The sequence below is a fragment of the Burkholderia sp. AU16482 genome, assembly GCF_002223285.1.
GTDB lineage: Bacteria > Pseudomonadota > Gammaproteobacteria > Burkholderiales > Burkholderiaceae > Burkholderia > Burkholderia semiarida.
Map to the genome: position 1 here is coordinate 64,512 of NZ_NKEY01000004.1, position 26,684 is coordinate 91,195.

Genomic DNA, 26,684 nt, shown 5'->3' on the forward strand with positions numbered 1-26,684 from the left:
CGCAACCCTGCCGGCGCGCGGCCCCGCACCGCCCGTCACACGGCGCCGACGAGCCGGTAGCCGACGCCCGTCTCGGTGACGATGTGCTCGGGCTGCGCGGGATCGGCCTCGAGCTTCTGGCGCAGGTGCGCCATGTAGATGCGCAGGTAGTGATGGCTCTCGACGTGCGACGGCCCCCACACGTCGCGCAGCAGCTGGCGATGCGTGAGCACGCGCCCCGCGTGGCGCACGAGCGTCGCGAGCAGCCGGTATTCGAGCGGCGTCAGGTGCACGATCGCGTCGTCGCGCCACACCTGGCGCAGCGCGAGATCGACGCTCACGGCGCCGAAGGTCACCTTCGGCGACTCGTTCGCGCCGCCCTGGTTGCGCCGGCGCAGTTGCGCGCGAATCCGCGCGCGCAGTTCGGACACGCCGAACGGCTTGGTCAGGTAATCGTCGGCGCCCGCATCGAGCGCCGCGACCTTCTCCTCTTCCTGCGTGCGGGCCGACAGCACGATCACCGGCACCTCGGACCAGCCGCGCAGCTCGCGGATCACGTCGAGGCCGTCGGTGTCCGGTAGCCCGAGGTCGACGATCACGAGGTCGGGCTTGCGCGTCGCCGCGTCGATCAACCCCTGCTTGCCCGTCTCGGCTTCGAACACCGCGATGTCCTCCTCTTCGAGCGCGGCGCGCACGAAGCGGCGGATCTGCTTTTCGTCCTCGATCAGGACGACGGTCAGGGTGGGTTCACTCATGGTCGGGCAATGACTCGGATGGGGGCGATGCGTCCGGCAGGTCGGATTCGTCGTCGGGCACGGCCGGTGCGGCCGGCGGCGTGTCGACCGGCAGCGTGAACCAGAAGCGCGCGCCCGTCACGCGGCCGTCGGGCGCGGTGCGGTTGAGTGCGCCGATTTTACCGCCGTGCGCCTCGACGATCGCACGGCAGATCGCGAGGCCGAGCCCGATGCCCGGCGTCGCCGATTCCTTCTCGCCGCGCGTGAACTTGTCGAAGATCCGCGCCTCCATGCCGGCCGGAAGGCCCGGGCCGTGATCGTCGACGTGCACGCGCACGAACGGGCTCCCGTCGTCGGTCACGCGCTCCGCGCCGATGTCGAGCGACGTATCGGGCGGCGTGTACTTCGCCGCGTTCTCGAACAGGTTGGTGAACAGCCGCTCCATCAGCACCGCGTCCATCTGCAGCAACGGCAGGTCGGCCGGCAACGCGACGCGCACGGGATGGCGCGCGAGCACGCGCCGGCAGGCGGCAAGCGCGGCGCCGACGGTTTCCTCGAGCAGCGACCACTGGCGCTTGAGCTGCAGGCTGCCGGCCTGCAGCCGCGCCATGTCGAGCAGGTTCGTGACGATGCCCGTCATGCGCAGCGCCTCGTCGTGAATCGCGTCGACGAGCTCGCCCTCGCGCTGCGCGAGGCGCGCGGCCGCCGCGCCGTCGCCGGCCTGCGCGGCCGCGCGCCCGTTCGCGAGCATCGACGAGAAGCCGACGATCGTCGTGAGCGGCGTGCGCAGGTCGTGCGAGATCGCCGACAGCAGCGAGTTGCGAAGCCGCTCGGATTCCATGTTGACGAGCGCGTCGCGCGCGATCTCGACGTAGTGCACGCGCTCCAGCGCGAGCGCGATCTGCGCGGCGAATGCGTCGAGCATCCGCTGCTGCTCGGGCACCTCGAGTTCGCGCGGCTCGCGCGATGCGACCGCAAGCACGCCGCGCGTGCGCATCGGCGCCTTCAGCGGCAGGTACAGCGCGGCCGTCGCCGGCAAGGTATCGGTGCCGCGCCCGGCCGGCTTCTGTTGGTCGTACACCCACTGGCCGACGTCGCTGTCGAGCTCCGCGCCCGTCAGCGTGACGGCCGCATCGGGCTCCTCGATCTTCTGGCGCACCTGGTCGGCACTGTCGGGCAGCAGGATCGCGACGCGCGCGCGGAACACCTCGCCGACGTGGCGGCTGCCGATTTCGACGATCTGCTCGGTCGTCAGCGCCGCGCCGAGCTCGCGCGCCATCGCGTAGATCGCGCCGGTGCGGCGCTCGCGGCGCTGCGCGACGCTCGCCTGGCGCGTGAGCGTCGACGTCAGGTGGCTGATCACGAGCGACGTCAGCAGCATCCCGAAGAAGGTCAGCAGGTATTGCGTGTCGCTGACCGAGAACGACATGCGCGGCGGCACGAAGAAGAAATCGAACGCGGCCACCGACAGGAACGACTGCAGCACGCCCGGGCCGCGCCCGAGCCGGACGGCCGAGAACACCACGCCGAGCAGGTACAGCATCACGAGGTTCGTGAGGTCGAGCCGCGCGGACACGACGCTCGCGACGACGGTGATCGCCGCGCAGATCGCGGCCGCATACGCGTAGTGGCGCGGCGGCGAGCGGTGCGTGCCGAACTGCGCGAACGCATCGCGCCAGTCGCGCGCCCGCGCGTCGAGCGGCGCGGCGCGCGCCTCGTCGCTCGCGGACGCGCGAATCAGCATCAGGTCGACGTCGCCCGCGCGTTCCGCCAGTTGCTCGCCGAACGGCCGCGCGAAGCGGCGCGCGAGCCCGACCTTCGGCGAGCCGCCCGCGACGAGCTTCGACACGTTGCGGACCTTCGCATAGCCGATCAGCGCGGCGACCGCGTCGGCGCCGGCGAGCGTGGCCGTCTCCGCGCCGAGCTCGGCCGCGAGCTTCAGCGCGTCGAGCGTGCGCTGCCGCCGCGCGTCGGGCAGCCGCTGCAGGCGCGGCGTCTCGACGTACACGGCGATCCAGTCGGCCTTCAGGCTCGCGGCGAGGCGCGCGGCCGCACGCACGAGCGTCGGCGCCTCGGCGCCCGGGCCGACGCACACGAGCAGCCGCTCGCGCGCCTGCCAGATGCGCTGGATCGAACGGTCGGCGCGGTACTCGCGCATCTGCGCGTCGACGCGATCGGCCGTGCGCCGCAGCGCCAGCTCGCGCAGCGCGATCAGGTTGCCCTTGCGGAAGAAGTTGCGCACCGCGCGCTCGGCCTGCTGCGCGAGATAGACCTTGCCGTCGCGCATCCGCTCGAGCAGTTCCTCGGCCGGCAGGTCGACGAGCGTGACTTCGTCGGCCGCGTCGAACACGCGATCGGGCACGGTCTCCCACACGCGGATGCCGGTGATCGCGCCGACCACGTCGTTCAGGCTTTCGAGGTGCTGGACGTTGACGGTCGTATATACGTCGATGCCCGCGTCGAGCAGCTCGTAGACGTCCTGCCAGCGCTTCAGGTGCCGCGCGCCCTGCACGTTCGAATGCGCGAGCTCGTCGACGAGGATCAGTTGCGGCGCCCGCGCGAGCGCGCCGTCGAGATCGAATTCGGCGAGCGTGCGGCCGCGATAGTCGATGCGGGCGGACGGCAGCACGTCGAGGCCGTCGAGCAGCGCGGCCGTCTCGGCGCGGCCGTGGGTCTCGACGATGCCGACGACGACGTCGACGCCTTCCTGCACGCGCTGACGCGCGGCCTGCAGCATCGCGTAGGTCTTGCCGACGCCGGCGGACGCGCCGAAGAAGATCTTGAGCTGGCCGCGCCGCTGCTTTTCTTCGTCTCGCTGCAGCTTGTCGAGGAGTTGGTCGGGATCGGGACGATTCATGCGTGAGGAAAGCGGAGCGCCCGGATGCGCGCGGGTACGAGCATTGTGGTTCCAAATCGCCGCAAAAGGCAAAGACGGCGCGCGCGCCGTCGGGAAAAGCGCATCCGGCACGGTTCAGGCCGCGCCGGATGCCGGTCAGCCCGCGCGACCGATCAGTGCGCGGCCTGCGCCGCGTCGAGCGCGAGGTTCAGCTTCAGCACGTTCACGCGCGGCTCGCCGAGCACGCCGAACTGGCGGCCCGTCGTGTTCGCGGCGACGAGTTGCGCGACCGCGTCCGGCGCCAGATTGCGCGCCTTCGCGACGCGCTCGACCTGGTACGCGGCGGCGGCCGGCGTGATCTCCGGATCGAGGCCGCTCGCCGACGCCGTCACGAGGTCGACCGGCACCGGCTTCGACAGGTCGGTGCCCGCATCGCGCAGCGCGGCGATGCGCGCCTTCACCTGATCGGCGAGCGACGGGTTCAGCGGGCCGAGGTTCGAGCCGCCGGAGCCGGCCGCGTTGTACGGCATCGGCGCGGTGGCCGACAGCCGGCCCCAGAAATACTTCGGCGCGTCGAACGGCTGGCCGATCAGCGCGGAGCCGACGACCTTGCCGTTCTGCTCGATCAGGCTGCCGTTGGCCTGCGACGGAAACACGGCCTGACCGAACACGGTCATCACGGCCGGGTAAGCGAGCCCCGTCACGGCGGTCAGGATGACGAACAGCACGACGAGCGGGCGAATCAACGATTTCATGATGGTTCCTTCAAGTGCGGCGGGCTCAGGCCCAGCCGAGCGCGGCGAGCGTCATGTCGATCAGCTTGATGAACGGGAACGGCAGCAGCACGCCGCCCAGGCCGTAGACCAGCAGGTTGCGCCGCAAGAGCGACGCGGCGCCGAGCGGCCGGTAGGTCACGCCCTTCAGCGCGAGCGGAATCAGCGCGACGATGATCAGCGCGTTGAAGATCACCGCGGACAGGATCGCGGACGCCGGCGACGTCAGGTGCATGATGTCGAGCACGCGCAGTTGCGGGTAGGTCGTCACGAACGCGGCCGGGATGATCGCGAAGTACTTCGCGATGTCGTTCGCGATCGAGAACGTCGTCAGCGAGCCGCGCGTCATCAGCATCTGCTTGCCGATCTCGACGATCTCGATCAGCTTCGTCGGGTTCGAGTCGAGGTCGACCATGTTGCCGGCCTCCTTCGCCGCCTGCGTACCCGTGTTCATGGCCACTGCGACGTCGGCCTGCGCGAGCGCCGGCGCGTCGTTGGTGCCGTCGCCCGTCATCGCGACGAGACGCCCGGCCGCCTGATGCTCGCGAATCGTCGCGAGCTTGGTTTCCGGCGTCGCTTCCGCGAGGAAATCGTCGACGCCCGCTTCCGCCGCGATCGCCGCGGCCGTCAGCCGGTTGTCGCCCGTCACCATCACGGTCTTGATGCCCATCTTGCGCAGCTCCGCGAAGCGCTCCTTGATGCCGCCCTTCACGATGTCCTTCAGCTCGATCACGCCGAGCACGCGCGCCACCCCGTCCTGCAGGTCGGCCACGACGAGCGGCGTGCTGCCGCGGCGCGCGACGTCGTCCACCGCGCGGCGCACTTCTTCCGGGAAGCGGCTGCCGTGCATCTCGACGTAGCGGCGGATCGCGTCGGCCGCGCCCTTGCGGATCTCGCGACCCGGCAGGTCGACGCCGCTCATCCGCGTCTGCGCGGAAAAGCCGAGGAACGTCGCGTGCAGTTGCGCCATGTCGCGCTGGCGAATGTTGAAGCGCTCCTTCGCGAGCACGACGATGCTGCGGCCTTCCGGCGTTTCGTCGGCGAGCGACGACAATTGCGCGGCATCGGCCAGCGCTTCCTCGGTCACGCCCGGCGCCGGCACGAACGCGGACGCCTGGCGGTTGCCGAGCGTGATCGTGCCGGTCTTGTCGAGCAGCAGCACGTCGACGTCGCCGGCCGCTTCCACCGCGCGGCCCGACGTCGCGATCACGTTCGCCTGCATCATCCGGCTCATCCCGGCCACGCCGATCGCGGACAGCAAGCCGCCGATCGTCGTCGGGATCAGGCACACGAGCAGCGCGACGAGCGCGGTGATCGTCACCACGTGGCCGGCCTTCATCGCTTCGACCGAGAACATCGAGAACGGCAGCAGCGTCGCGGTCGCGAGCAGCATCACGATCGTCAATGCGACGAGCAGGATCGTCAGCGCGACCTCGTTCGGCGTTTTCTTGCGCTTCGCGCCTTCGACCATCGCGATCATCCGGTCGAGGAACGCCTCGCCGGGGTTCGCGGTGACCTTGACGACGATCCAGTCGGACAGCACGCGCGTGCCGCCCGTCACCGACGAGAAGTCGCCGCCCGATTCGCGGATCACCGGCGCGGATTCGCCGGTGATCGCCGACTCGTCGACCGACGCGACGCCGTCGACGACCTCGCCGTCGGCCGGGATCACGTCGCCGGTCTCGACCAGCACGACGTCGCCTTTGCGCAGGTCGGACGCGGTCGTGATGCGGATCGGCGACTTCGGATGCGGCTCGTTCAGCTTCTTCGCCATCACGTCCTTCTTCGCGCTGCGCAGCGACGCGGCCTGCGCCTTCGAGCGCCCTTCGGCGAGCGCTTCGGCGAAGTTCGCGAACAGCACCGTGAACCACAGCCACAGCGCGATCGCGAGGATGAAGCCCGCGGGCGCCTCGGCCTGGCCGGCGAGCGCCGCGATCCACAGGATCGTGGTCAGGATGCTGCCGACGTACACGCAGAACATCACCGGGTTGCGGAACTGCGTGCGCGGCGTGAGTTTCTTGAACGAATCCACGATCGCCGGGCGCAGCAGCGCCGGATCGAACATGGACCGTGTTGCGGAATGTTGAGTCATTGCGATCTCTTCAAGCTCTTCAGTCTTTTATGTGTCGCCATGCGGGCGCGTCACGGGTGGATCACGCGCCCAGCCACATCATCAGGTGCTCGACGCCCGGGCCCAGCGCGAGCGCCGGCACGTACGTCAGCGCGCCCACCAGCATCACCGTGCCGAGCAGCAGCACGACGAACAGCGGGCCGTGGGTCGGCAGCGTGCCGCTCGTCACCGCGATGCGCTTCTTCGCGGCGAGGGAACCTGCGATCGCCAGCACCGGCACGATCGTGCCGAAACGGCCGAACCACATCGCGATCGCGGTCATCCAGTTGTAGAACGGCGTGCCGACCGTCAGGCCCGCGAACGCGCTGCCGTTGTTGTTCGCGGCGGAGCTGAACGCATAGAGGATTTCCGAGAAGCCGTGCGGGCCGGGGTTCGCGATGCCGGCCTTGCCCGCGTCGGCGAGCACGGCGATCGACGTGCCGACCAGCACGAGCAGCGGCGTGAGCAGCACGACGATCGACACCATCTTCATCTCGTACGACTCGATCTTCTTGCCGACGTATTCCGGCGTGCGGCCGATCATCAGGCCGGCGACGAACACCGCGAGCAGCGCGAACACGAGCATCCCGTAGAGGCCCGAGCCGACCCCGCCGTAGACCACCTCGCCGAGCTGCATCAGCAGCATCGGCACGAGGCCGCCGAGCGGGGTCAGCGAATCGTGCATCGCGTCGACCGCGCCGCACGACGCGGCCGTGGTCGCGACCGTGAAGATGCCGGTCTGCGCGATCCCGAAGCGCGTTTCCTTGCCTTCCATGTTGCCGCCCGGCTGCAGCGCACCGGCCGACTGGTCGACGCGCAGCGCGGCGAGCGTCGGGTTGCCGGCCTGCTCGGCGCTCACCTCGACGCCGATCGCGATGACGAACGCGACCGTCATCGCCGCGAGCACCGCGACGCCCTGCCGGCGGTCGCCGATCATGCGGCCGAACACGAGACACAGCGCGGCCGGGATGATCAGGATCGAGAAGATCTGCAGAAAGTTCGCGAACGGCGTCGGGTTCTCGAACGGGTGCGCGGAGTTGGCGTTGAAGAAGCCGCCGCCGTTGGTGCCGAGCATCTTGATCGCTTCCTGCGAGGCAACCGGGCCCATCGCGAGCGTCTGCTTCGTGAGCGGCGTCGTCACCGTGACCGGGTTGCCCTTGTCGTCCTTCACCGGGTTGCCCTGCGCGTCGAGCTTCGGCGCCGCGTAGGTGCTCGCCTGCAACACCGGCACGTCCTGGTACGCCTTCATGTTCTGCAGCACACCCTGGCTCATCAGCAGCGCGGCGACGAGCGCCGCCATCGGCACGAGCACGTACAGCGTCACGCGCGTGAGGTCGACCCAGAAGTTCCCGATCGTCTGCGCGGTGTGGCGCGCGAAGCCGCGGATCAGCGCGATCACGACGACGATGCCGGTCGCCGCCGACAGGAAGTTCTGCACGGTCAGGCCGAGCATCTGCGACAGATAGCTGACGGTCTGCTCGGGCGCGTAGTCCTGCCAGTTCGTGTTGGCGACGAAGCTGACGGCCGTGTTGAACGCACCATCGGGCGTCATCGCGCCGAACTGCTGCGGGTTGCCGGGCAGGAAGCCCTGCAGGCGCAGCAGCGCGTAAAGAAACAGCACGCCGAGCGCGTTGAACGCGATCGTCGCGATCGTGTACTGCTTCCAGTTCATTTCCGTGCCCGCATCGACGCCGGCGATGCGGTACAGCACGCGTTCGAGCGGCGCGAACACGCGCACGACCCGCGAACTGCCGTCCATCACGGCGCTCAGGTAGCGCGCGACCGGCACGGCCGCCGCCAGCAGCACGACGATGAACAGCAGCGTCTGCAACAGGTTGTTCGCGTTCATTCGATGTCCTCCGCGCGCAGCAGCGCAAAGACGAGATACGCGAACAGCAGGGCCGTCGAGGCGCCCGCCAGCCAAAGCATCCAGGTCATGCGCGCCCCCCGCGACCGTATTGCACGAGCTTGTCGCAGCCGGCAAGCAAACCGAGGATCAGCGCGGTGAAGAGCACCAGTGCGCCGATGAAAACCCCATCCATTTTTATGTTCTCCGTCGTCGAAATCGGACGACTAGAACCTTATGGGAACGCGCGTAAAGGGCGGGTCAAAGCTGTCGGGGCGGGTATAAAAAACGCGTAAACGCGCGGGGCGGGACCGGAGCGAATCGAGGCGGGACGGACGGCGCGGCGGCGCCGCCCGCGACAGGCGCGTACCGGCGCGGCGCCGGCACGCGGGAGCGGATCAGGGAACGAGGATCGTCGAACCGGTGGTCTTGCGTGCTTCCAGATCGGCATGCGCGCGGCCGACTTCGGCGAGCGGATAGCGCTGGTTGATGCTGGTCTTCACCTTGCCCGACAGGATCACGTCGAACAGCTCGGCGGCCGCGGCTTCGAGATCGGCGCGCTTCGCGATGTACGAGAACAGCGTCGGCCGCGTGAAGAACAGCGAGCCGCGCGACGAGAACTCCTTCGAGTCGATCGGCGGCAGCGGGCCCGACGCGTTGCCGAAGCTGACGAAGTAGCCGAGCGGCGCGAGGCAGTCGAGCGAACCGACGTAGGTGTCCTTGCCGATCGAATCGTAGACGACCGGTACGCCCGCGCCGCTCGTGATCTCCTTCACGCGCTGCGTGAAGTTCTCACGCGTATAGACGATCGGATGATCGCAACCGTGCGCCTTCGCGAGTTCGGCCTTCTCGTCGGAGCCGACCGTGCCGATCACGGTCGCGCCGAGCGCCTTCGCCCACTGGCACACGAGCAGGCCGACGCCGCCGGCCGCCGCGTGGATCAGGATCGTGTCGCCGGCCTTCACCGGGTACGTGCGGCGCAGCAGGTAGTGGGCGGTCAGCCCCTGCAGCATCACCGACGCCGCGTCGTCGTAGCTGATTCCGTCAGGCAGCTTCACGAGCCGCTCGGCCGGCATCGCGCGTTCTTGCGCGTATGCGCCGGGCGGCTGCCCGACATAGGCGACGCGGTCGCCCGCCTTGAACGCGGTCACGCCGTCGCCGACGGCCGTCACCTCGCCCGCCGCCTCCATCCCGAGGCCGCCGGGCAACGGCTGCGGATACAGGCCGGTGCGGAAATACACGTCGATGTAGTTGAGCCCGACCGCGTGCTGCCGGATGCGGACTTCGCCCGCCTTCGGCGCGCCGACATCGACGTCGACCCACTTCATCACGTCCGGGCCGCCCGGCTGGTCGTATCGGATTGCTTTCGGCATCGTTTCGCTCCTCGTTTGTCTGGAATCTGGAAATCCGGTTCGGCGAATGCATCGACGTCGTCCCAACGGCGATGCGTGTGAACGCGGGTCATGGCGGACGATTCTCGCGCGTCGTGCGCGGTCGTGCAGCGCGTCGTCGCAAATCCTTCATATCGGTAGGGTTTTCGCGGAAAACGGATCGCATGAGCCGCGCGTGCGGAAAACGGCGCGGTATGAGACCGGTCGCTGCCGTTCGTTTCCCCCGCTTGCGCAGTCGATGATGTTCGGCACACTTCGTAACGTTGACGTCACGTCGCTCGCGCCGCGATGGCCGGACCCGGCCGGTCGGTCATTTCTCGCCTCGCGCCCCGCGCGCAAAGGATCTGCCGCGCGGCGTCGACGCGCTTTTCCCGCACCGGCGAATGCCGACGTCGATCGGGCGGGAAACCGGTTGTCGCCAAGGTCGTTTACGAGATGACGACCGTGCTAATTTGCCTGCTGCCCAATTCGCCCAGTCCACGCCATGAAGCTCGCTCTTGCCCGGAACGTGTTTGTTTTCGCGTCGTTGTCCGCAAGTATCGGCAGCGCAACCGCGGCCCCGGTACCGCGTGCGGACGGCGTCCGTTTGCTCGACGGCCTGAGCCGTTTCGACAACACGCCGTATGGCGGCGCCGAGCGCCACGCGATGGCCGGGTATCTGGCGGGCGTCGCCGATGCGACCGAAGGCAAGGACTGGTGCGACAACGGGCGTGTCAAACCGGGGGAAATCGATTCGGAAGTGCTCCACGATCTCGGGAAACGGCCAAGAGATGCGCTGAAGGCGAATGCGGCAGTCCTGGTCACATACGTCTTGCGACAAAAATACCCGTGCCGTTAGCAGCGCCTGAAATACCGGACATTGCCTCTCACCGGAACGAAACGAACGGCTAGGTGGGCAATTGTTCATCACGTCTCGGAAGGTTGCGTTTTTAGCGTTGAACCCATGCTGATCATCGACACAAATGACTTTCGACTTCAGATGGAGCCCGTTGCTGCGCGACGCGACGAACCGGGAGGGCCGTATCTTGAATGGATCGATGTACGAATCCAATTGACGGTACCGGGTATCCAGGCGGAAGGGCAATGGAGTGTCATGCCCGACGAGTTGCGACAATTTCGGCAACAGATTCGATCTGTTCAAATGCAGCTTCAAGCCGGGCAACGAGCGGAGTTAACAGGCGTTGAGCCGGGGTTTGAGCTGACATTGCGAACACTTGATCGAGGCGCAATCGTGGGCGACTGGCGCTTTCAGCCAACTCCTCCCGACGGCGCGTGCATTACGGGGCATTGTGGACTGGATCAGTCCTTCTTGCCCGAACTGCTTCAAGGAGTTGAATCCCTTCTATCGTTCGCCGGAACGAGCAGTTCGCCATAGTCCAGGCGCTATCGCGCGAGGTCCGCGCGTTGGCCGGCGCCGTGACCTGTCCCGCGACGGCTTCGACGAACGCGCAAGCGCGCTCGTCCGCTCGATTGCCTGTCGCGTGATCGCGCCAACACGCTGTGCCGACAGGCGCGGCGCGCTGAAGCACCGAGCCGGTCGTTGCGTGACAACGCACCGACCGGCTCGCACGACAGCGAAGCACGCGGCACAACCGCCGATCGGATACGGCACCCTTTCAGACAGAACCCGACCGTTAATGCGGAGCACTCCAGAACAGCTCGTCAGCACACGTCCTGCATGCTCCTCGCCAGATCGTCGAGCAGCATCCGCGCGGTCGCGACGTTGGTCGCGACCGGCACGTCGTGCACGTCGCACGCGCGCACCAGCGCGGTGATGTCGGGGTCGTGCGGCTGCGCGGTCATCGGGTCGCGCAGGAACACGACGAGGTCGACGCGGCCGTCGGCCAGTTCCGCGCCGATCTGCAGGTCGCCGCCGAGCGGCCCCGACAGCTTGCGCTCGACCTCGAGCCCGTGCGCGGCCGCGATGCGGCCGCCCGTCGTGCCCGTCGCGACCAGCCGGCATTGCGCGAGCGTCTCGCGAAACTGACCCGCGAGCGCGACGATCTCGTCCTTCTTCGCGTCATGCGCGATCAGTGCGATACGGGGTTTGCTCATCTCCAGTTCCTTCGTCGTTCGGTTGTCGTCGTCGTGAATCGAAAAGCGCGGGTCAGAACGTGCCCGGATACGCGCCGCCGTCGAGCAGCCAGTTCTGCCCGGTGATGTAGCCCGCGTGCACGCTGCACAGGAACGCGCAGGCCGCGCCGAATTCGGCACGCGTGCCGAGGCGCCCGGCCGGGATGTCCTTCGTGCGGCGCGCGCGCATCTCGTCGACCGTCACGCCCTGCGCCTTCGCCGACGCGGCGAGCGTCGTCGCGATCCGGTCGGTATCGAACAGCCCCGGCAGCAGGTTGTTGATCGTCACGCCCTGCCCCGCGACCTTGCGCGACAGCCCCGCGACGAAGCCGGTCAGCCCCGAGCGCGCGCCGTTCGACAACGCCAGCACGTCGATCGGCGCCTTCACCGCCGAACTCGTGATGTTGACGATCCGGCCGAAGCCGCGCGCGATCATCCCGTCGATGGTCGCGCGGATCAGCTCGATCGGCGTCAGCATGTTCGCGTCGAGCGCGCGGATCCAGTCGTCGTGGGAGAAATCGCGGAAGTCGCCGGGCGGCGGGCCGCCGGCATTCGTCACGAGAATGTCCGGCTGCGGGCACGCGGCGAGCGCGGCCGCGCGGCCGTCCGGCGTCGTGATGTCGCACGCGACCGCCGTGACCGACACGTTCGCGCCGGCGCGGATCTCTTCCGCGGTTTCCTCCAGCGTGTCGCGCGTGCGCGCGACGATCACGAGGTTCACGCCCTCGGCGGCCAGCGCTTCCGCGCAGCCGCGCCCGAGGCCCTTGCTGGCCGCGCACACGAGCGCGGTCTTTCCTTCGATGCCGAGATCCATCTTCGCTTCCCTGGTGGCGCGCGTGCCGACGCGGCTCCCCGTTGCCGCCGGCCGGCAGGCAAACGGGCGAACGGGCGGGCGCGGCACGCGGATTGTCGTGAGACGTCGATAATATCCGGATCGCGCGGCGCGCCTTGGTAAAATTGCGGCCATGAGCGACGGCCGGCCCACACCCGCCGCCGCCCCCGATCCCCTTTTGCCGTCAAGGCACCCCGTCATGAAACAGGACAGCCGTTTCCCGAACCTCTTCATCACCGATCACCCGCTGATCCAGCACAAGCTCACGCACATGCGCGACAAGGACACGTCCACGCGCACGTTCCGCGAACTGCTGCGCGAGATCACGCTGCTGATGGGCTATGAGATCACCCGCAATCTGCCGATCACGACCAAGCGGGTCGAAACCCCGCTGGTGGCGGTCGACGCACCGGTGATCGCCGGCAAGAAGCTCGCGATCGTGCCCGTGCTGCGCGCGGGCATCGGGATGTCGGACGGCCTGCTTGACCTGGTGCCGTCCGCGCGCGTCGGCCACATCGGCGTGTACCGCGCCGACGACCATCGCCCGGTCGAATACCTGGTGCGCCTGCCGGACCTGGAAGACCGCATCTTCATCCTGTGCGACCCGATGGTCGCGACCGGCTATTCGGCCGTGCACGCGGTCGACGTGCTCAAGCGCCGCAACGTGCCGGCCGCGAACATCATGTTCGTCGCGCTCGTCGCCGCGCCCGAGGGCGTGCAGGTGTTCCAGGACGCGCACCCCGACGTGAAGCTGTTCGTCGCGTCGCTCGACTCGCACCTGAACGAGCACGCGTACATCGTGCCGGGCCTGGGCGACGCCGGCGACCGCCTGTTCGGCACCAAGAACTGACCGCACCAGGCGTCCGGCGCCGCCGTGCCGCGCGGCCCGGCGCGCCGCGACGGCCGCCCTGGCCGTTCGGCCATGCGCGGCGGCCCCGAACCGGCGGTCGCCGCGTGATAAAATCACGCTCCACTCGACACGCGCGGCCCCGCGGCTTCATGCCCGCCGACACGGCCGCCGATTCAACGACACACTGAAACAATCGCCCGCGCCGCGCGCCCGGGCACGGAGAAAGGTATGGCTGGTCATTCGAAATGGGCCAACATCAAGCATAAGAAGGCAGCGGCCGACGCGAAGCGCGGCAAGATCTGGACCCGCCTGATCAAGGAAATCCAGGTGGCGGCGCGCCTCGGCGGCGGCGACGTCAACTCGAACCCGCGCCTGCGTCTCGCGGTCGACAAGGCGGCCGACGCGAACATGCCGAAGGACAACGTCAAGCGCGCGATCGATCGCGGCGTCGGCGGCGCGGACGGCGCGAACTACGAAGAGATCCGTTACGAAGGCTACGGCATCGGCGGCGCGGCGATCATCGTCGACACGCTGACCGACAACCGCACGCGCACGGTCGCGGAAGTGCGCCACGCATTCTCGAAGTTCGGCGGCAACATGGGCACCGACGGCTCGGTCGCGTTCATGTTCGATCACGTCGGCCAGTTCCTGTTCGCGCCCGGCACGTCGGAAGACGCGCTGATGGAAGCCGCGCTCGAAGCCGGCGCGAACGACGTCAACACGAACGACGACGGCTCGATCGAAGTGCTGTGCGACTGGCAGGCATTCTCGGCCGTGAAGGACGCGCTCGAAGCCGCGGGCTTCAAGGCCGAACTCGCCGAAGTGACGATGAAGCCGCAGAACGAAGTCGAATTCACCGGCGACGACGCGGCGAAGATGCAGAAGCTGCTGGACGCGCTCGAGAACCTCGACGACGTGCAGGACGTGTACACGAACGCCGTCATCGTCGAGGAATGAGATGCCGGCCGCCGCGCACCTGTCGCGGCGGCGGCCCGACCGATTCCGCGGCCGGCGCGCCTGAGCGTGCCGGCCGCCCTGTTTTCTAGTCTGCGGGGAATCCCATGAAACTACTCGTCGTCGGTTCCGGCGGCCGCGAACATGCGCTGGCGTGGAAGCTCGCGCAGTCGCCGCGCGTCCAGATGGTCTACGTCGCGCCCGGCAATGGCGGCACGGCGCAGGACGAGCGTCTGAAGAACGTCGACATCACGGCGCTCGACGAACTCGCCGATTTCGCGGAACGCGAAGGCGTCGCGTTCACGCTCGTCGGGCCGGAAGCGCCGCTCGCGGCCGGCATCGTCAACCTGTTCCGCGCACGCGGCCTGAAGGTATTCGGCCCGACCCGCGAAGCCGCGCAGCTCGAAAGCTCGAAGGATTTCGCGAAGGCGTTCATGAAGCGCCACGGCATCCCGACCGCCGACTACGAAACCTTCGCCGACGCGGCCGCCGCCCATGCGTACATCGACGCGAAGGGCGCGCCGATCGTCGTGAAGGCCGACGGCCTCGCGGCCGGCAAGGGCGTCGTCGTCGCGATGACGCTGGAAGAAGCGCATGCGGCGGTCGACATGATGCTGTCGGGCAACAAGCTCGGCGATGCCGGCGCGCGCGTCGTGATCGAGGAATTCCTCGATGGCGAGGAAGCCAGCTTCATCGTGATGGTCGACGGCAAGCACGCGCTGGCGCTGGCTTCGAGCCAGGACCACAAGCGCCTGCTCGACGAGGATCGCGGCCCGAACACCGGCGGCATGGGCGCGTATTCGCCCGCGCCGATCGTCACGCCGCAGATGCACGCACGCGTGATGCGCGAGATCATCATGCCGACCGTGCGCGGGATGGAGAAGGACGGCATCCGCTTCACGGGCTTCCTGTACGCGGGCCTGATGATCGACAAGGACGGCAATCCGCGCACGCTCGAGTTCAACTGCCGGATGGGCGACCCGGAAACGCAGCCGATCATGGCGCGCCTGAAGAGCGATTTCTCGAAGGTCGTCGAGCAGGCGATCGCGGGCACGCTCGACACCGTCGAGCTCGACTGGGATCGCCGTACCGCGCTGGGCGTCGTGCTGGCCGCGCACGGCTACCCGGACGCGCCGCGCAAGGGCGACCGCATCAACGGCATCCCGGCCGAAACCGAACAGGCCGTGACGTTCCATGCGGGCACGACGCTCGCCGACGGCGACAAGCTCGTGACGTCCGGCGGCCGCGTGCTGTGCGTGGTCGGCCTCGCCGATTCGGTGCGCGAAGCGCAGCAGCATGCATACGACACGATCAACCAGATCAACTTCGAAGGCATGCAGTACCGCCGCGACATCGGCTTTCGCGCGCTCAACCGCAAGAGCGCGTGACGTCGCCGTCGCCGCCCCGCGCGCTCGCGGCGGCGGCCCCTCTGCCGGGGTTCGATAGAATGCCCGGCAGACGCTTTTTTTACGGCCCCCGCGTCAGGCGGGGGCAGCCAGTCCAGACATGACCGATTCGACCTACGACGTGGCGCGCGTGCGCACGTACCTCCAGGGCCTGCAGACACGGATCGCCGACGCGCTCGGCGCGCTCGACGGCACGCCGCTCGCGACCGACACGTGGCAGCGCGGGCCGGCCGAACGCCTGCGCGGCGGCGGCTGCACGCGGATTCTCGAAGGCGGCCGCGTGTTCGAACGCGCGGGAATCGGCTTTTCCGACGTCGCGGGCGACGCGCTGCCGCCGTCGGCGAGCGCGGCGCGCCCGCAGCTCGCGGGCCGCGGCTTCGAGGCGCTCGGCGTGTCGCTCGTGCTGCACCCGCGCAATCCGTACTGCCCGACCGTGCACATGAACGTGCGGATGCTGATCGCGACGAAACCGGGCGAGGCGCCCGTGTTCTGGTTCGGCGGCGGCATGGATCTGACACCGGTTTACGGTTTCGAGGACGATGCGCGGCATTTCCACCAGACCTGCAAGGATGCGCTCGACCCGTTCGGCCTCGAGCTCTACCCGCGCTTCAAGCAATGGTGCGACGAATATTTCTTCCTGAAGCACCGCAACGAAACGCGCGGCATCGGCGGGATCTTCTTCGACGATTTCTCGGAGCCCGGTTTCGAACGCTCGTTTGACCTGATGCAAAGCGTCGGCGATGCGTTCCTGCACGCGTACCTGCCGATCGTCGAGCGCCGCGCCGAGTTGCCGTACGGCGAGCGCGAGCGCGACTTCCAGGCCTACCGGCGCGGCCGCTACGTCGAATTCAACCTCGTGTTCGACCGCGGCACGCTGTTCGGGCTGCAAAGCGGCGGCCGGACCGAGTCGATCCTGATGTCGATGCCGCCGGTCGCGAACTGGCGCTACAACTGGCAGCCCGAGCCGGGCTCGCCGGAAGCGCGCCTGTATAGCGACTTCCTCGTGCCGCGCGACTGGGTCTGAACCCGCCCGCCCCGCTGCCCCAACGAAAGGACGCGTTTCTCTGGACACCACCACCCGCCCCGCCCCGCTGCCGCGCCGTATCGGCTTGCTGGGCGGCACCTTCGACCCGATCCACGACGGCCATCTCGCACTCGCGCGCCGGTTCGCCGAACTGCTCGACCTGACCGAGCTCGTGTTGCTGCCCGCCGGACAGCCGTACCAGAAACGCGACGTGTCGGCCGCCGAGCACCGGCTCGCGATGACGCGTGCGGCCGCCGGCACGCTGTCCGTGCCGGGCGTGACCGTGACCGTCGCCACCGACGAGATCGAGCACACCGGCCCGACCTACACCGTCGAGACGCTCGCGCGCTGGCGCGAGCGGATCGGCCCGGATGCGTCGCTGTCGCTGCTGATCGGCGCCGACCAGCTCGTGCGCCTCGATACGTGGCGCGACTGGCGCACGCTGTTCGACTACGCGCACATCGGCGTGTCGACGCGCCCGGGCTTCGAGCTCGGCGCGGCGCCGCCGGACGTCGCGCGGGAAATCGCCGCGCGGCAGGCCGGCGCCGACGTGCTGAAGGCGACGCCGGCAGGCCGCCTGCTGATCGATACGACCCTTTCGTTCGACATCGCCGCGACCGACATCCGCGCGCACCTGCGCGAATGCATCGCACGCCATGCGCAAATGCCCGACGCGTCGGCCGAACATGTGCCGGCCGCCGTATGGGCCTATATTCTTCAACATCGCCTCTACCATTCCTGAACCCATGGATATTCGCAAACTGCAGCGCGTGATCGTCGACGCCCTCGAAGACGTCAAGGCGCAAGACATCAAGGTGTTCAACACCAGCCACCTGACCGAACTGTTCGACCGCGTGGTCGTCGCCTCGGGCACTTCCAACCGCCAGACCAAGGCCCTCGCGTCGAACGTGCGTGACAAGGTCAAGGAAGCCGGCGGCGACGTCGTCAGCTCCGAAGGCGAGGACACCGGCGAATGGGTGCTGGTCGACTGCGGCGACGCGGTCGTGCACATCCTGCAACCGGCGCTGCGCCAGTACTACAACCTCGAGGAAATCTGGGGCGACAAGCCCGTGCGGATGAAGCTCGGCGGCGGCAAGGGCAACGGCTTCGCGACGGCGAGCGAAGACGACGAGGAAGAGGAAGAAGCGTCCGCCCGCCCGGCGCGCAAGACGGCCGCCCGCCGCCGCTGAGTCGCGGCGCGTCTCCCCGATGAAGCTTTTCATCCTCGCGGTCGGCCACAAGATGCCGGGCTGGATCGCATCCGGCTTCGACGAATACACGAAGCGGATGCCGCCCGAGCTGCGCATCGAGTTGCGCGAAATCAAGCCTGAACTGCGTTCGGGCGGCCGCAGCGCCGACAGCGTGATGGCGGCCGAACGGCAGAAGATCGAGGCCGCGCTGCCGAAGGGCGCGCGGCTCGTCGCGCTCGACGAGCGCGGCCGCGACTGGACCACGATGCAGCTCGCGCAGGCGCTGCCCGGCTGGCAGCAGGACGGCCGCGACGTCGCGTTCGTGATCGGCGGCGCCGACGGGCTCGATCCGGAGCTGAAAGCGCGCGCCGACGTGCTGCTGCGCATCTCGAGCATGACGCTGCCGCACGGCATGGTGCGCGTGCTGCTCGCCGAACAGCTTTACCGGGCGTGGAGCATCACGCAGAATCACCCCTACCACCGCGCATGACGTGCCGTCCTCGAGACGCGCGCCGCGCGCGCTCAACGAGATAACGACACCATGCCGTCCAGCACGCCCCCCGCACTTTCCCCGACCCCGCTTTTCCAGACGCTCTACCTCGCTTCGCAAAGCCCGCGCCGCCAGGAGCTGCTGCGGCAGATCGGCGTACGCTTCGAGCTGCTGCTGCCGCGCCCCGACGAGGACGCCGAGGCGCTCGAAGCCGAGCTTCCCGGCGAAGCCGCCGACGCTTACGTGCGGCGCGTGACCGTCGCGAAGGCCGAGGCCGCGCGGGCGCGCCTCGTCGCGAGCGGCAAGCCGGCCGCGCCGGTGCTCGTCGCCGACACCACCGTGACGATCGACGGCGCGATCCTCGGCAAGCCGGCCGACGCCGACGATGCGCTCGCGATGCTGACCCGCCTCGCGGGCCGCGAACACGAGGTGCTCACCGCGGTTGCCGTGATCGGCGCCGACGGCGAACTGCTGCAGCCCGCGCTGTCGCGCTCGTCGGTGCGCTTTGCGGCTGCCCCGCGCGACGCCTTCGCGCGCTACGTCGAAACCGGCGAGCCGTTCGGCAAGGCGGGCGCGTATGCGATCCAGGGGCGCGCCGCTGAATTCATCGAGCGAATCGACGGTTCCCATTCGGGTATCATGGGTCTGCCCCTTTTTGAGACTGCCGCGTTGCTGCGCACCGCGCGCCTCGCCTTCTGAATCCCACCATGAACGAAGAAATCCTGATCAACCTCACGCCCCAGGAAACGCGGGTCGCACTCGTCCAGCAAGGCGCGGTGCAGGAGCTTCACGTCGAGCGCACGCTGTCGCGCGGGCGGGTCGGCAACATCTATCTGGGCAAGGTCGTGCGCGTGCTGCCCGGCATGCAGTCGGCGTTCATCGACATCGGCCTCGAGCGCGCGGCGTTCCTGCACGTCGCCGACATCTGGCATCCGCGCCTCGCCGGCGAGCCGCAGTCGGGCGCGCCGCACCAGCCGATCGAGAAGATCGTGTTCGAAGGCCAGACACTGATGGTCCAGGTGATCAAGGATCCGATCGGCACGAAGGGCGCGCGGCTGTCGACGCAAGTCAGCATCGCGGGCCGCACGCTCGTGTATCTGCCACAGGAACCGCACATCGGGATCTCGCAGAAGATCGAGAGCGAGGCCGAGCGCGAGGCCGTGCGCGCGCGCCTGACGGCCGTGATCCCGCCGGACGAGAAAGGCGGCTACATCGTACGCACGATCGCCGAGGATGCGACCTCCGAGGAGCTGGCCGGCGACGTCACGTACCTGCGCAAGACGTGGGCGACGATCGTCGCGCAAGCGCAGCGGCTGCCGGCGACGAGCCTGCTGTACCAGGATCTCGATCTCGCGCAGCGCGTGCTGCGCGATTTCGCGAACGACGACACGACGCGCATCCAGGTCGATTCGCGCGAGACGTACACGCGTCTCGCGGAATTCGCGGGCGAGTTCACGCCAGCCGTGAGCCCGAAGCTGCATCACTACACGGGCGAGCGGCCGCTCTTCGATCTGTACAACATCGAGACGGAGATCCAGCGCGCGCTGTCGCGCCGCGTCGACCTGAAGTCGGGCGGTTACCTGATGATCGACCAGACGGAGGCGATGACGACGATCGACGTGAACACGGGCGGCTACGTCGGCGCGCGCAACTTCGACGACACGATCTTCAAGACCAACCTCGAGGCCGCGCACACGATCGCGCGGCAACTGCGGCTGCGCAACCTCGGCGGCATCATCATCATCGACTTCATCGACATGGAGAACGCCGAGCATCGCGACGCGGTGCTGTCCGAGCTGAAGAAGGCGCTGTCGCGCGACCGCACCCGCGTGACGGTCAACGGCTTCTCGCAGCTCGGGCTCGTCGAGATGACGCGCAAGCGCACGCGCGAATCGCTCGCGCACGTGCTGTGCGAACCGTGCCCGACCTGCCAGGGCAAGGGCCAGGTGAAGACGTCGCGCACCGTGTGCTACGACATCCTGCGCGAGATCCTGCGCGAATCGCGGCAGTTCAACCCGCGCGAGTTCCGCGTGATCGCCGCGCAGCAGGTGATCGACCTGTTCCTCGACGAGGAGTCGCAGCATCTGGCGATGCTGATCGATTTCATCGGCAAGCCGGTGTCGCTGCAAGTGGAATCGAACCTGAGCCAGGAGCAGTACGACATCGTGCTGATGTAACCTTTCGCCCATCCGCCGCCAGCATTGCCGGGCGGTGCCCCGATGCGGCGTCCGGGCTGTTCGCGCATGCCGCGCCGGCCCCGCCGCCGCCCTTTCATTGACCCTTTTCGCATTCACCACACACCATGAGCCAAGGCCACAACCGCCGCCAACGCAAGAAACTCCACATCGGCGAATTCCAGGAACTCGCGTTCAACGCCACCGCGCATTACCGCAACGACATGACCGACCTCGAGCGCGGCCAGTTGATCGATGCGTTCATCGACTTCGTCGAAGCGAACGGGCTGCTGACCGTCGCGTCCGCGGACGAAGGCATCGGCGCGTACGTGATCTCCGGCGCGCCGCGCGGCACGACGACCGACGCCGACCGCGAACGCGTGCGCGGGTGGCTGGCCGCCCGCCCGGAACTGACCGACGTCAAGGTCAGCGAATTCACCGACGCATGGTATCCGGACGCCTGATTTCGGGATTTCACGCGGCTTAAGACGGCGCTCGCGCCGTCCCGCCACGACGGCCGGCCACGCTGGCGTCGCTTTTCCGAATGGTCATGATCGCGGCGGGCGTTGCGACGCTGAAGTCGCTGTCCGCGGGCGTCGGCTCGGCTCGCCGAGCCGACGCACCGGCGGCGCCCGCGTCGTTGTCGACGATCCGGCGCCGCCGCCGGACCGCCGGCCGGCCTTCGATCCCTTCCTTTTCCCGACGGCCGGCCTGCAACCCGCCATCGAAATCGGACCTGAAAGCAAGACACGTTAAACTCTCACCTCGCGTGGTGCGCCGCCCGCACCCGCCATCCATCGCCAGCCGCGTGCCCTCGGGCCGCCCCCGACCCATGGAGTGAGTGTCAATGAGCGGCGGACTCCCGTTTCCCGCATCCCGCAAGTCGTTGCCGTCGTCGACGGTCTTCCTGATTCTCGCCGCCGCCGCGCTGCTGTCCGGCTGCGGACTGCTGCCGGTCCAGAACCCGCCCGCACCGATCAGCGAGGCGCTCGTCGAGCCGGTCGAGGAGACAGCCGGCGAGCCGCTGACGATGCCGCCCGTGCCCGCGCCGACGCAACCGGAGACGCCGGAAGCGCCGAAGAAGCCGCACCGCGAGGTCGCTCGGCCGAAGCCCGTGCAGCGCCCCGAATCGCCGACCCCGCCGCCGCCTCCGCCCCCGCCGATCGTCGCGACGCGCCCGCTCGACCGTACCCAGATCCATGCGCTGCTCGACAGCGAGGTCGCGCGCCGCAACGGCAAGGTGGTCGGCCGCGCGGTCGACATGGTGGTCGACGCGAGCGGCAAGCCGCGCGAGATGATCGTCAATCTGCAGGGCTTCATGGGCATCGGCGACCGCAAGGTCATCTTCCCGTGGAACGTGTTCCGCTTCACGCCGGGCGGCAAGCAGGAGCCGATCGTGCTCGACGTGCCGTCGGGCGACCTGCCGCCGGCCGCGCGGCCGAAGGCCGTGCCGCTGTCCGGCTCGGCCGCGGCGTCGCCGGCGACGCGCCTGCCGATGCTCGACAGCGACGTCGAGCGCCCGAACGGCACGAAGATCGGCCGGATCGTCGACGTGCTGATCGACCGCGGCGCCCAGCCGCAGGCCGTCGTGCTCGACCTCGGCGGGCTCGTCAATACCGACCGGCGTTCGATCGCCGCGAGCTGGGGCGCGCTGCGCTTCGTCACGCGCGACAAGGCGCTGCGCGCGCAACTCGACCTGAACGACGCGCAGATCAAGGCGTCGCCGCCGTACGCGGCCGACAAACCGATCGTCGCCGTCTTCCCGCCCGTTGCCCCGGCGGCGCCGGCTTCGTCTGCGAGTGCCACCCGATGACGATCAAGCATTCCGTCAGCGTTCGCAGTCTCCGGGCCCTCGACTGGCTCAACTTTTTCGTTGCAAACGTTCAAACCGGGTTCGGTCCGTTCATCGCGTCCTACCTCGCGTCGCACAAGTGGACGCAGGGCGAGATCGGCATGGTGCTGTCGATCGGCACGATCAGCGCGATGGTCAGCCAGGTGCCGGGCGGCGCCGCCGTCGATGCGCTGAAAAACAAGAAAGGCGCGGCCGCGTGGGCGATCGCGGCCATCATCCTGTCCGCGGTGCTGCTCGCGTCGAGCCCGACGATCGTGCCGGTGATCGCCGCCGAGGTGTTCCACGGTTTTGCCAGCTGCATGCTGGTGCCGGCGATGGCGGCGATCTCGTTCTCGCTCGTCGGCCGCGCCGACCTCGGCGACCGGCTCGGCCGCAACGCGCGCTGGGCGTCGATCGGCAGCGCGGTCGCGGCCGGCCTGATGGGGCTGACCGGCGAATACTTCTCCGCGCGCGCGGTGTTCTGGCTGACCGCCGTGCTGGCGCTGCCCGCGCTGTTCGCGCTCGCGATGATCCAGCCGACGCACCAGGTGATTCCGCAGTCGTCGAAGCCTGACGACGTCGACGAAGCCGGCGAGCGCGAAACGCTGCTCGAACTGCTGCGCGATCGCCGGATGCTGATCTTCGCGGCCTGCGTCGTGCTGTTCCATCTGTCGAACGCCGCGATGCTGAACCTCGCGGCCGGCGAAGTCACGGCCGGGATGGGCGAGAACGTGCAGCTCGTGATCGCCGCGTGCATCATCGTGCCGCAGGCGATCGTCGCGATGCTGTCGCCATGGGTCGGCCGCTCCGCGCAGCGCTGGGGGCGCCGGCCGATCCTGCTGCTCGGCTTCTCCGCGCTGCCGGTGCGCGCGCTGCTGTTCGCCGGCGTCAGCAGTCCGTACCTGCTCGTGCCGGTGCAGATGCTCGACGGCATCAGCGCGGCCGTGTTCGGCGTGATGCTGCCGCTGATCGCGGCCGACGTCGCGGGCGGCAAGGGCCGCTACAACCTGTGTATCGGGCTGTTCGGGCTCGCGGCCGGGATCGGCGCGACGCTCAGCACCGCGGTGGCCGGCTACGTCGCCGATCACTTCGGCAACGCGGTCAGCTTCTTCGGGCTCGCGGCCGCCGGCGCGCTCGCGGTGCTGCTGGTGTGGCTCGTGATGCCCGAAACGCGCGTCGGGAACGGCGACGCGACGGCCGACGAACCGGCGGCCGCGTCGCCCGAACAGGCGCATTGACGGCGGCGCACCGCCGCTACCCGCTTCTTGACCGACGCACGATGGATACGATCAGGACACTCAACGAAGCCCGTCAGCAGATCCAGCAGTCGATCTTCGATCTGTTCAAGGGGCTGTCATTCAGCGAGCGGCTCGCGCAAGGCGGACTGATGGCGCTGCAGGCGGTGTGCGGCGCGTGCCTTGCGTATGCGATCGGCCGCGCGATGCATACCGAGCAGGCCGTATGGGCGGCGATCACCGCGATCGCGGTCACGCAGCACAACTACTCGGACACGATGTCGCTGTCGCGCGACCAGTTCATCGGCGCGATGGTCGGCGGCGTACTCGGTTTCGCCGGTGCGGCGCTGGGCGGCGATCGCCTCGTCGCGTACGCGATCACGGTCGCGGTCGTGATCGTCTGCTGCTGGTGCCTGAACATCGGCAGCGCGGCACGGCTCGGCGGCGTGACCGCGACGATCGTGCTGCTGTTCCCGGGCAACGGCCCGCTGTGGGACGTTCCGCTGATCCGGCTCGGCGAAGTGACGCTCGGCACGGTGTGCGCGCTCGGCGTGTGCTGGGTGATGTCGAGAATCGAGCGGCGCTGGTTCGGCCGCGCGGCGGCAAGGTGATGCGGCGCCGGGCGACGCGCCCGGCAGCCGGATGAACGATCGGAACGCTGCGTGACGGTGACGGGTGACGGGCCGGGTGGTTACGGACCGACCCGCAGCACGATGCCCGAGCCGATCTGCACGAGCAGGTAGTCGCCGCCGACGCCGACCCAGTGATAGCCGCGCGGCGGCGCGCTCAGGTGGTAGCCGCGCCAGTCGTCGACCACGTACTGACGATCGCGGAATTCGTCCGGCAGCCGGTCGCCCTTGTGCCAGTCGCGGCGCGGCCCGTCGGCCCAGCGCGGCGGTACGTCGTCGCGATGCATCGCGTGGCCGGGCGGCACGTGTTTCGGACCATGCCCGCGATGCATGCCGGGGCCGCCGCGGTCATCGCGATCGCCGTGGTTGCCGTGGTTGCCGTGATCCTGCGCCATCGCCGCCGTCGCGGCGCAGCCCGCCGCGATCAGTGCGGCCAGCATCATGCCGTGCATCCTCTTCATTGCCCTTCCCTCCGTGGTGTCACGTCGAACAAGAAACGACCAGGACTGCCCGATGAAGATAGCACACGGCATCGCGTGGCCGCATGACCCTGGGTCACGCCGCCTGCTGCTGATACTGGATCCGGTGCAGATGCGCGTAGAGGCCGCCGTGGCGCAGCAGTTCGTCGTGGCTGCCCTCTTCGACGATCTTGCCGGCCTCGAGCACGAGGATGCGGTCCGCGCGCTCGATCGTCGACAGCCGGTGCGCGATCACCAGCGTCGTACGACCTTCCATCAGCCGTTCGAGCGCGGCCTGCACGTGGCGCTCCGACTCGGAATCGAGCGCCGACGTCGCTTCGTCGAGGATCAGGATCGGCGCGTCCTTGTAGATCGCGCGCGCAATCGCGAGCCGCTGGCGCTGGCCGCCGGACAGCCGCATCCCGTTGCCGCCGACCAGCGTGTCGAGCCCGTCGGGCATCGCGGCGACCGCGTCGGCGAGGTTCGCGGCCTCGAGCGCGGCCTGCACGCGCGCCCGGTCGGGCGTCTGCCCGTAGGCGACGTTCGCGGCGATCGTGTCGTTGAACAGCACTACGTCCTGGCTGACCATCGCCATCTGGCTGCGCAGTGCGTGGAGGTCGTAGTCGGATACCGACACGCCGTCGACCAGGATCGTGCCGCCCGTCGGGTCGAAGAAGCGCGGCAGCAGGTTCACGAGCGTCGTCTTGCCGCTGCCGGACGGGCCGGCCAGCGCGATCATTTCGCCCGGCGCCACCTTGAACGAGATGCGGTCGAGCGTCGGCCGCTCGGCCGCGCCGTAGTCGAACGACACGGCGCGGAACTCGATCTCGCCGCGCGCCTGCGACAGCGGCCGCCCGCCGCCCTGCGGCTCGGCCGGCTCGTCGATCAGCCCGAAAATCAGCTCGGCGGCCGTCATCCCGCGCTGCAGCGGCTGGTTGACGTCGATCAGGTGCTTGAGCGGCGAGATCACGAGCAGCATCGACGTGACGAACGCGACGAACCCGCCGACCGTCGTCTGGTCGTTCGACGACTGCACGACCGCGATCGTGATCACGACCGCGAGCGCGATCGACGCGAGAAACTGCGTGAGCGGCTGCGCAAGGCCGCCCGAGATCGTCATGCGCATCGCGTAGCCGCGCAGGCGCTTGCTCATCGTCGTGAAGCGGTCCATCTCGTACGCTTCGCCGTTGTGCACCTTGACGACCTTGTAGCCGCCGACGGTCTCCTCGACGATGTACGACAGTTCGTTGGTGAGCGTCTGGTGTTCGCGGTTCAGGCGACGCAGCCGGCGATTGATCTTGCTGACGAGCCAGCCGATGCCCGGCAGGATCACCGCGACGATCAGCGTGAGCCGCCAGTTCAGGTAGAACAGGTAGCCCAGCAGGAAGATCACCGTCAGCGAATCGCGCACGAGCGTGACCATCACGCCCGTCAGCACCGACAGGATCTGGTTGACCTCGAACACGATCGCGTTGATCACCGTGCTCGCGGTTTCGCGCTGGAAGAACGACGCGCCGGTATGGATCATCCGCTGGAACATCTCGAGCCGCAGTTGCAGCAGGATGCGGTTCGATACGTAGTTGAGCAGATAGTTGGACGTGTACTGCGACACGCCGCGCACGAGCGCGAGGCCGATCACCGCGATCGGCACGTACCATTTCGCGCGGTCGCTGCCGTGCGCGCCGAAGCCGTGGTCGAGCAGCGGCTTGAGCAGCGCCGGAATCCCGGCCTCGGTAGCCGCGACGACGCCCATCGTCATCACGGCGAGCACCACGATGCCGATGAGCGGCCGGATGTACGGCCACAGGCGTTTGAGAACCGTGATCGGCGACGTACCGGTGCCGTCCATCGGTTTGCGAAGAGTGTTCT

At 68.7% G+C, this 26,684-nt stretch carries 26 protein-coding genes; 15 read left to right on the forward strand and 11 right to left on the reverse strand.

Annotated elements, in window-relative coordinates:
* Positions 1-35: 35 nt before the first annotated feature.
* From kdpE to CFB35_RS11915, 7 genes are all read right to left on the reverse strand, one after another.
* Positions 36-734, reverse strand: a complete 699-nt coding sequence (gene kdpE / locus CFB35_RS11885) for a two-component system response regulator KdpE (RefSeq protein ID WP_059583654.1) — start codon at positions 732-734, stop codon at positions 36-38.
* Positions 727-3,570, reverse strand: a complete 2,844-nt coding sequence (locus CFB35_RS11890; RefSeq protein WP_089465013.1) for a DUF4118 domain-containing protein — start codon at positions 3,568-3,570, stop codon at positions 727-729. Before CFB35_RS11890 ends, kdpE begins: the two co-directional genes overlap by 8 nt.
* A 152-nt stretch (positions 3,571-3,722) precedes the next feature.
* Positions 3,723-4,304, reverse strand: coding sequence for a potassium-transporting ATPase subunit KdpC (gene kdpC / locus CFB35_RS11895; protein ID WP_089465014.1), 582 nt, complete (start codon positions 4,302-4,304; stop codon positions 3,723-3,725).
* A 25-nt stretch (positions 4,305-4,329) separates the two neighbouring features.
* Positions 4,330-6,414: a potassium-transporting ATPase subunit KdpB gene (gene kdpB, locus CFB35_RS11900; protein ID WP_059583659.1), complete on the reverse strand. Its 2,085-nt coding sequence runs from the start codon at positions 6,412-6,414 to the stop codon at positions 4,330-4,332.
* 61 nt (positions 6,415-6,475) lie between these two features.
* Positions 6,476-8,281, reverse strand: coding sequence for a potassium-transporting ATPase subunit KdpA (gene kdpA, locus CFB35_RS11905; RefSeq protein ID WP_059646545.1), 1,806 nt, complete (start codon positions 8,279-8,281; stop codon positions 6,476-6,478).
* The gene (gene kdpF / locus CFB35_RS11910) at positions 8,278-8,370 is read right to left on the reverse strand and encodes a K(+)-transporting ATPase subunit F (protein WP_006752209.1); all 93 of its coding nucleotides are present in this window, start codon (positions 8,368-8,370) and stop codon (positions 8,278-8,280) included. The genes kdpA and kdpF overlap by 4 nt, the downstream gene beginning before the upstream one ends.
* A gap of 306 nt (positions 8,371-8,676) precedes the next feature.
* Positions 8,677-9,651, reverse strand: coding sequence for a quinone oxidoreductase (locus tag CFB35_RS11915; RefSeq protein WP_089465015.1), 975 nt, complete (start codon positions 9,649-9,651; stop codon positions 8,677-8,679).
* A gap of 502 nt (positions 9,652-10,153) precedes the next feature.
* Here CFB35_RS11915 and CFB35_RS11920 point away from each other — a divergent pair.
* Positions 10,154-10,507: a Rap1a/Tai family immunity protein gene (locus CFB35_RS11920; protein WP_059583664.1), complete on the forward strand. Its 354-nt coding sequence runs from the start codon at positions 10,154-10,156 to the stop codon at positions 10,505-10,507.
* A 105-nt stretch (positions 10,508-10,612) separates the two neighbouring features.
* Entirely contained in the window at positions 10,613-11,044 is a 432-nt protein-coding gene (locus CFB35_RS34275) for a hypothetical protein (protein WP_124658753.1), read from the forward strand.
* A 287-nt stretch (positions 11,045-11,331) separates the two neighbouring features.
* Here the strand turns inward: CFB35_RS34275 and CFB35_RS11925 are convergent, their stop codons facing one another.
* Positions 11,332-11,724, reverse strand: coding sequence for a methylglyoxal synthase (locus CFB35_RS11925; protein ID WP_060312056.1), 393 nt, complete (start codon positions 11,722-11,724; stop codon positions 11,332-11,334).
* Positions 11,725-11,776: 52 nt separating this feature from the next.
* Complete coding sequence (locus CFB35_RS11930; RefSeq protein ID WP_060312052.1) at positions 11,777-12,556, reverse strand: SDR family oxidoreductase; 780 nt, start codon at positions 12,554-12,556, stop codon at positions 11,777-11,779.
* Between the two features lie 217 nt (positions 12,557-12,773).
* Here CFB35_RS11930 and upp point away from each other — a divergent pair, with 217 nt between their 5' ends.
* The 13 genes from upp to CFB35_RS12000 all read left to right on the forward strand — a co-directional run bounded on the left by upp (position 12,774) and on the right by CFB35_RS12000 (position 24,339).
* Positions 12,774-13,424, forward strand: coding sequence for a uracil phosphoribosyltransferase (upp, locus tag CFB35_RS11935; RefSeq protein ID WP_006481871.1), 651 nt, complete (start codon positions 12,774-12,776; stop codon positions 13,422-13,424).
* Positions 13,425-13,652: 228 nt separating this feature from the next.
* Positions 13,653-14,381 carry a YebC/PmpR family DNA-binding transcriptional regulator gene (locus CFB35_RS11940; protein ID WP_059583669.1) on the forward strand — a complete coding sequence of 243 codons (729 nt, stop codon included), beginning with the start codon at positions 13,653-13,655 and terminating at the stop codon, positions 14,379-14,381.
* 104 nt (positions 14,382-14,485) lie between these two features.
* On the forward strand, positions 14,486-15,766 hold the full coding sequence (gene purD / locus CFB35_RS11945) for a phosphoribosylamine--glycine ligase (RefSeq protein ID WP_059646530.1): 1,281 nt from the start codon (positions 14,486-14,488) through the stop codon (positions 15,764-15,766).
* 118 nt (positions 15,767-15,884) lie between these two features.
* Positions 15,885-16,808 carry an oxygen-dependent coproporphyrinogen oxidase gene (gene hemF, locus CFB35_RS11950; RefSeq protein ID WP_060312048.1) on the forward strand — a complete coding sequence of 308 codons (924 nt, stop codon included), beginning with the start codon at positions 15,885-15,887 and terminating at the stop codon, positions 16,806-16,808.
* Complete coding sequence (locus CFB35_RS11955) at positions 16,774-17,550, forward strand: nicotinate-nucleotide adenylyltransferase (protein WP_373453012.1); 777 nt, start codon at positions 16,774-16,776, stop codon at positions 17,548-17,550. The genes hemF and CFB35_RS11955 overlap by 35 nt, the downstream gene beginning before the upstream one ends.
* A gap of 4 nt (positions 17,551-17,554) precedes the next feature.
* Positions 17,555-17,998 (forward strand): ribosome silencing factor, encoded by a 444-nt coding sequence (gene rsfS, locus CFB35_RS11960; protein ID WP_089465016.1) that lies wholly within the window; start codon positions 17,555-17,557, stop codon positions 17,996-17,998.
* 19 nt (positions 17,999-18,017) lie between these two features.
* On the forward strand, positions 18,018-18,488 hold the full coding sequence (gene rlmH / locus CFB35_RS11965) for a 23S rRNA (pseudouridine(1915)-N(3))-methyltransferase RlmH (protein ID WP_048249282.1): 471 nt from the start codon (positions 18,018-18,020) through the stop codon (positions 18,486-18,488).
* A gap of 51 nt (positions 18,489-18,539) precedes the next feature.
* Positions 18,540-19,187 carry a nucleoside triphosphate pyrophosphatase gene (locus CFB35_RS11970; RefSeq protein ID WP_089465017.1) on the forward strand — a complete coding sequence of 216 codons (648 nt, stop codon included), beginning with the start codon at positions 18,540-18,542 and terminating at the stop codon, positions 19,185-19,187.
* An 8-nt stretch (positions 19,188-19,195) separates the two neighbouring features.
* On the forward strand, positions 19,196-20,665 hold the full coding sequence (gene rng / locus CFB35_RS11975) for a ribonuclease G (protein WP_059583675.1): 1,470 nt from the start codon (positions 19,196-19,198) through the stop codon (positions 20,663-20,665).
* Between the two features lie 125 nt (positions 20,666-20,790).
* Positions 20,791-21,126: a YggL family protein gene (locus CFB35_RS11980; protein WP_059583676.1), complete on the forward strand. Its 336-nt coding sequence runs from the start codon at positions 20,791-20,793 to the stop codon at positions 21,124-21,126.
* Positions 21,127-21,509: 383 nt separating this feature from the next.
* The gene (locus tag CFB35_RS11990; RefSeq protein WP_059583680.1) at positions 21,510-22,475 is read left to right on the forward strand and encodes a PRC-barrel domain-containing protein; all 966 of its coding nucleotides are present in this window, start codon (positions 21,510-21,512) and stop codon (positions 22,473-22,475) included.
* Positions 22,472-23,731, forward strand: coding sequence for an MFS transporter (locus tag CFB35_RS11995; protein WP_059583682.1), 1,260 nt, complete (start codon positions 22,472-22,474; stop codon positions 23,729-23,731). Before CFB35_RS11990 ends, CFB35_RS11995 begins: the two co-directional genes overlap by 4 nt.
* A 41-nt stretch (positions 23,732-23,772) precedes the next feature.
* Entirely contained in the window at positions 23,773-24,339 is a 567-nt protein-coding gene (locus CFB35_RS12000; RefSeq protein ID WP_059583684.1) for an aromatic acid exporter family protein, read from the forward strand.
* An 80-nt stretch (positions 24,340-24,419) separates the two neighbouring features.
* On the opposite strand, the gene CFB35_RS12005 is transcribed toward CFB35_RS12000, so the two are convergent.
* Both CFB35_RS12005 and msbA read right to left on the reverse strand, forming a co-directional pair.
* Positions 24,420-24,818, reverse strand: coding sequence for an RcnB family protein (locus CFB35_RS12005; protein ID WP_089465018.1), 399 nt, complete (start codon positions 24,816-24,818; stop codon positions 24,420-24,422).
* Positions 24,819-24,912: 94 nt separating this feature from the next.
* Positions 24,913-26,664, reverse strand: a complete 1,752-nt coding sequence (msbA, locus tag CFB35_RS12010) for a lipid A export permease/ATP-binding protein MsbA (RefSeq protein WP_059583687.1) — start codon at positions 26,662-26,664, stop codon at positions 24,913-24,915.
* Between the last annotated feature and the right edge of the window lie 20 nt (positions 26,665-26,684).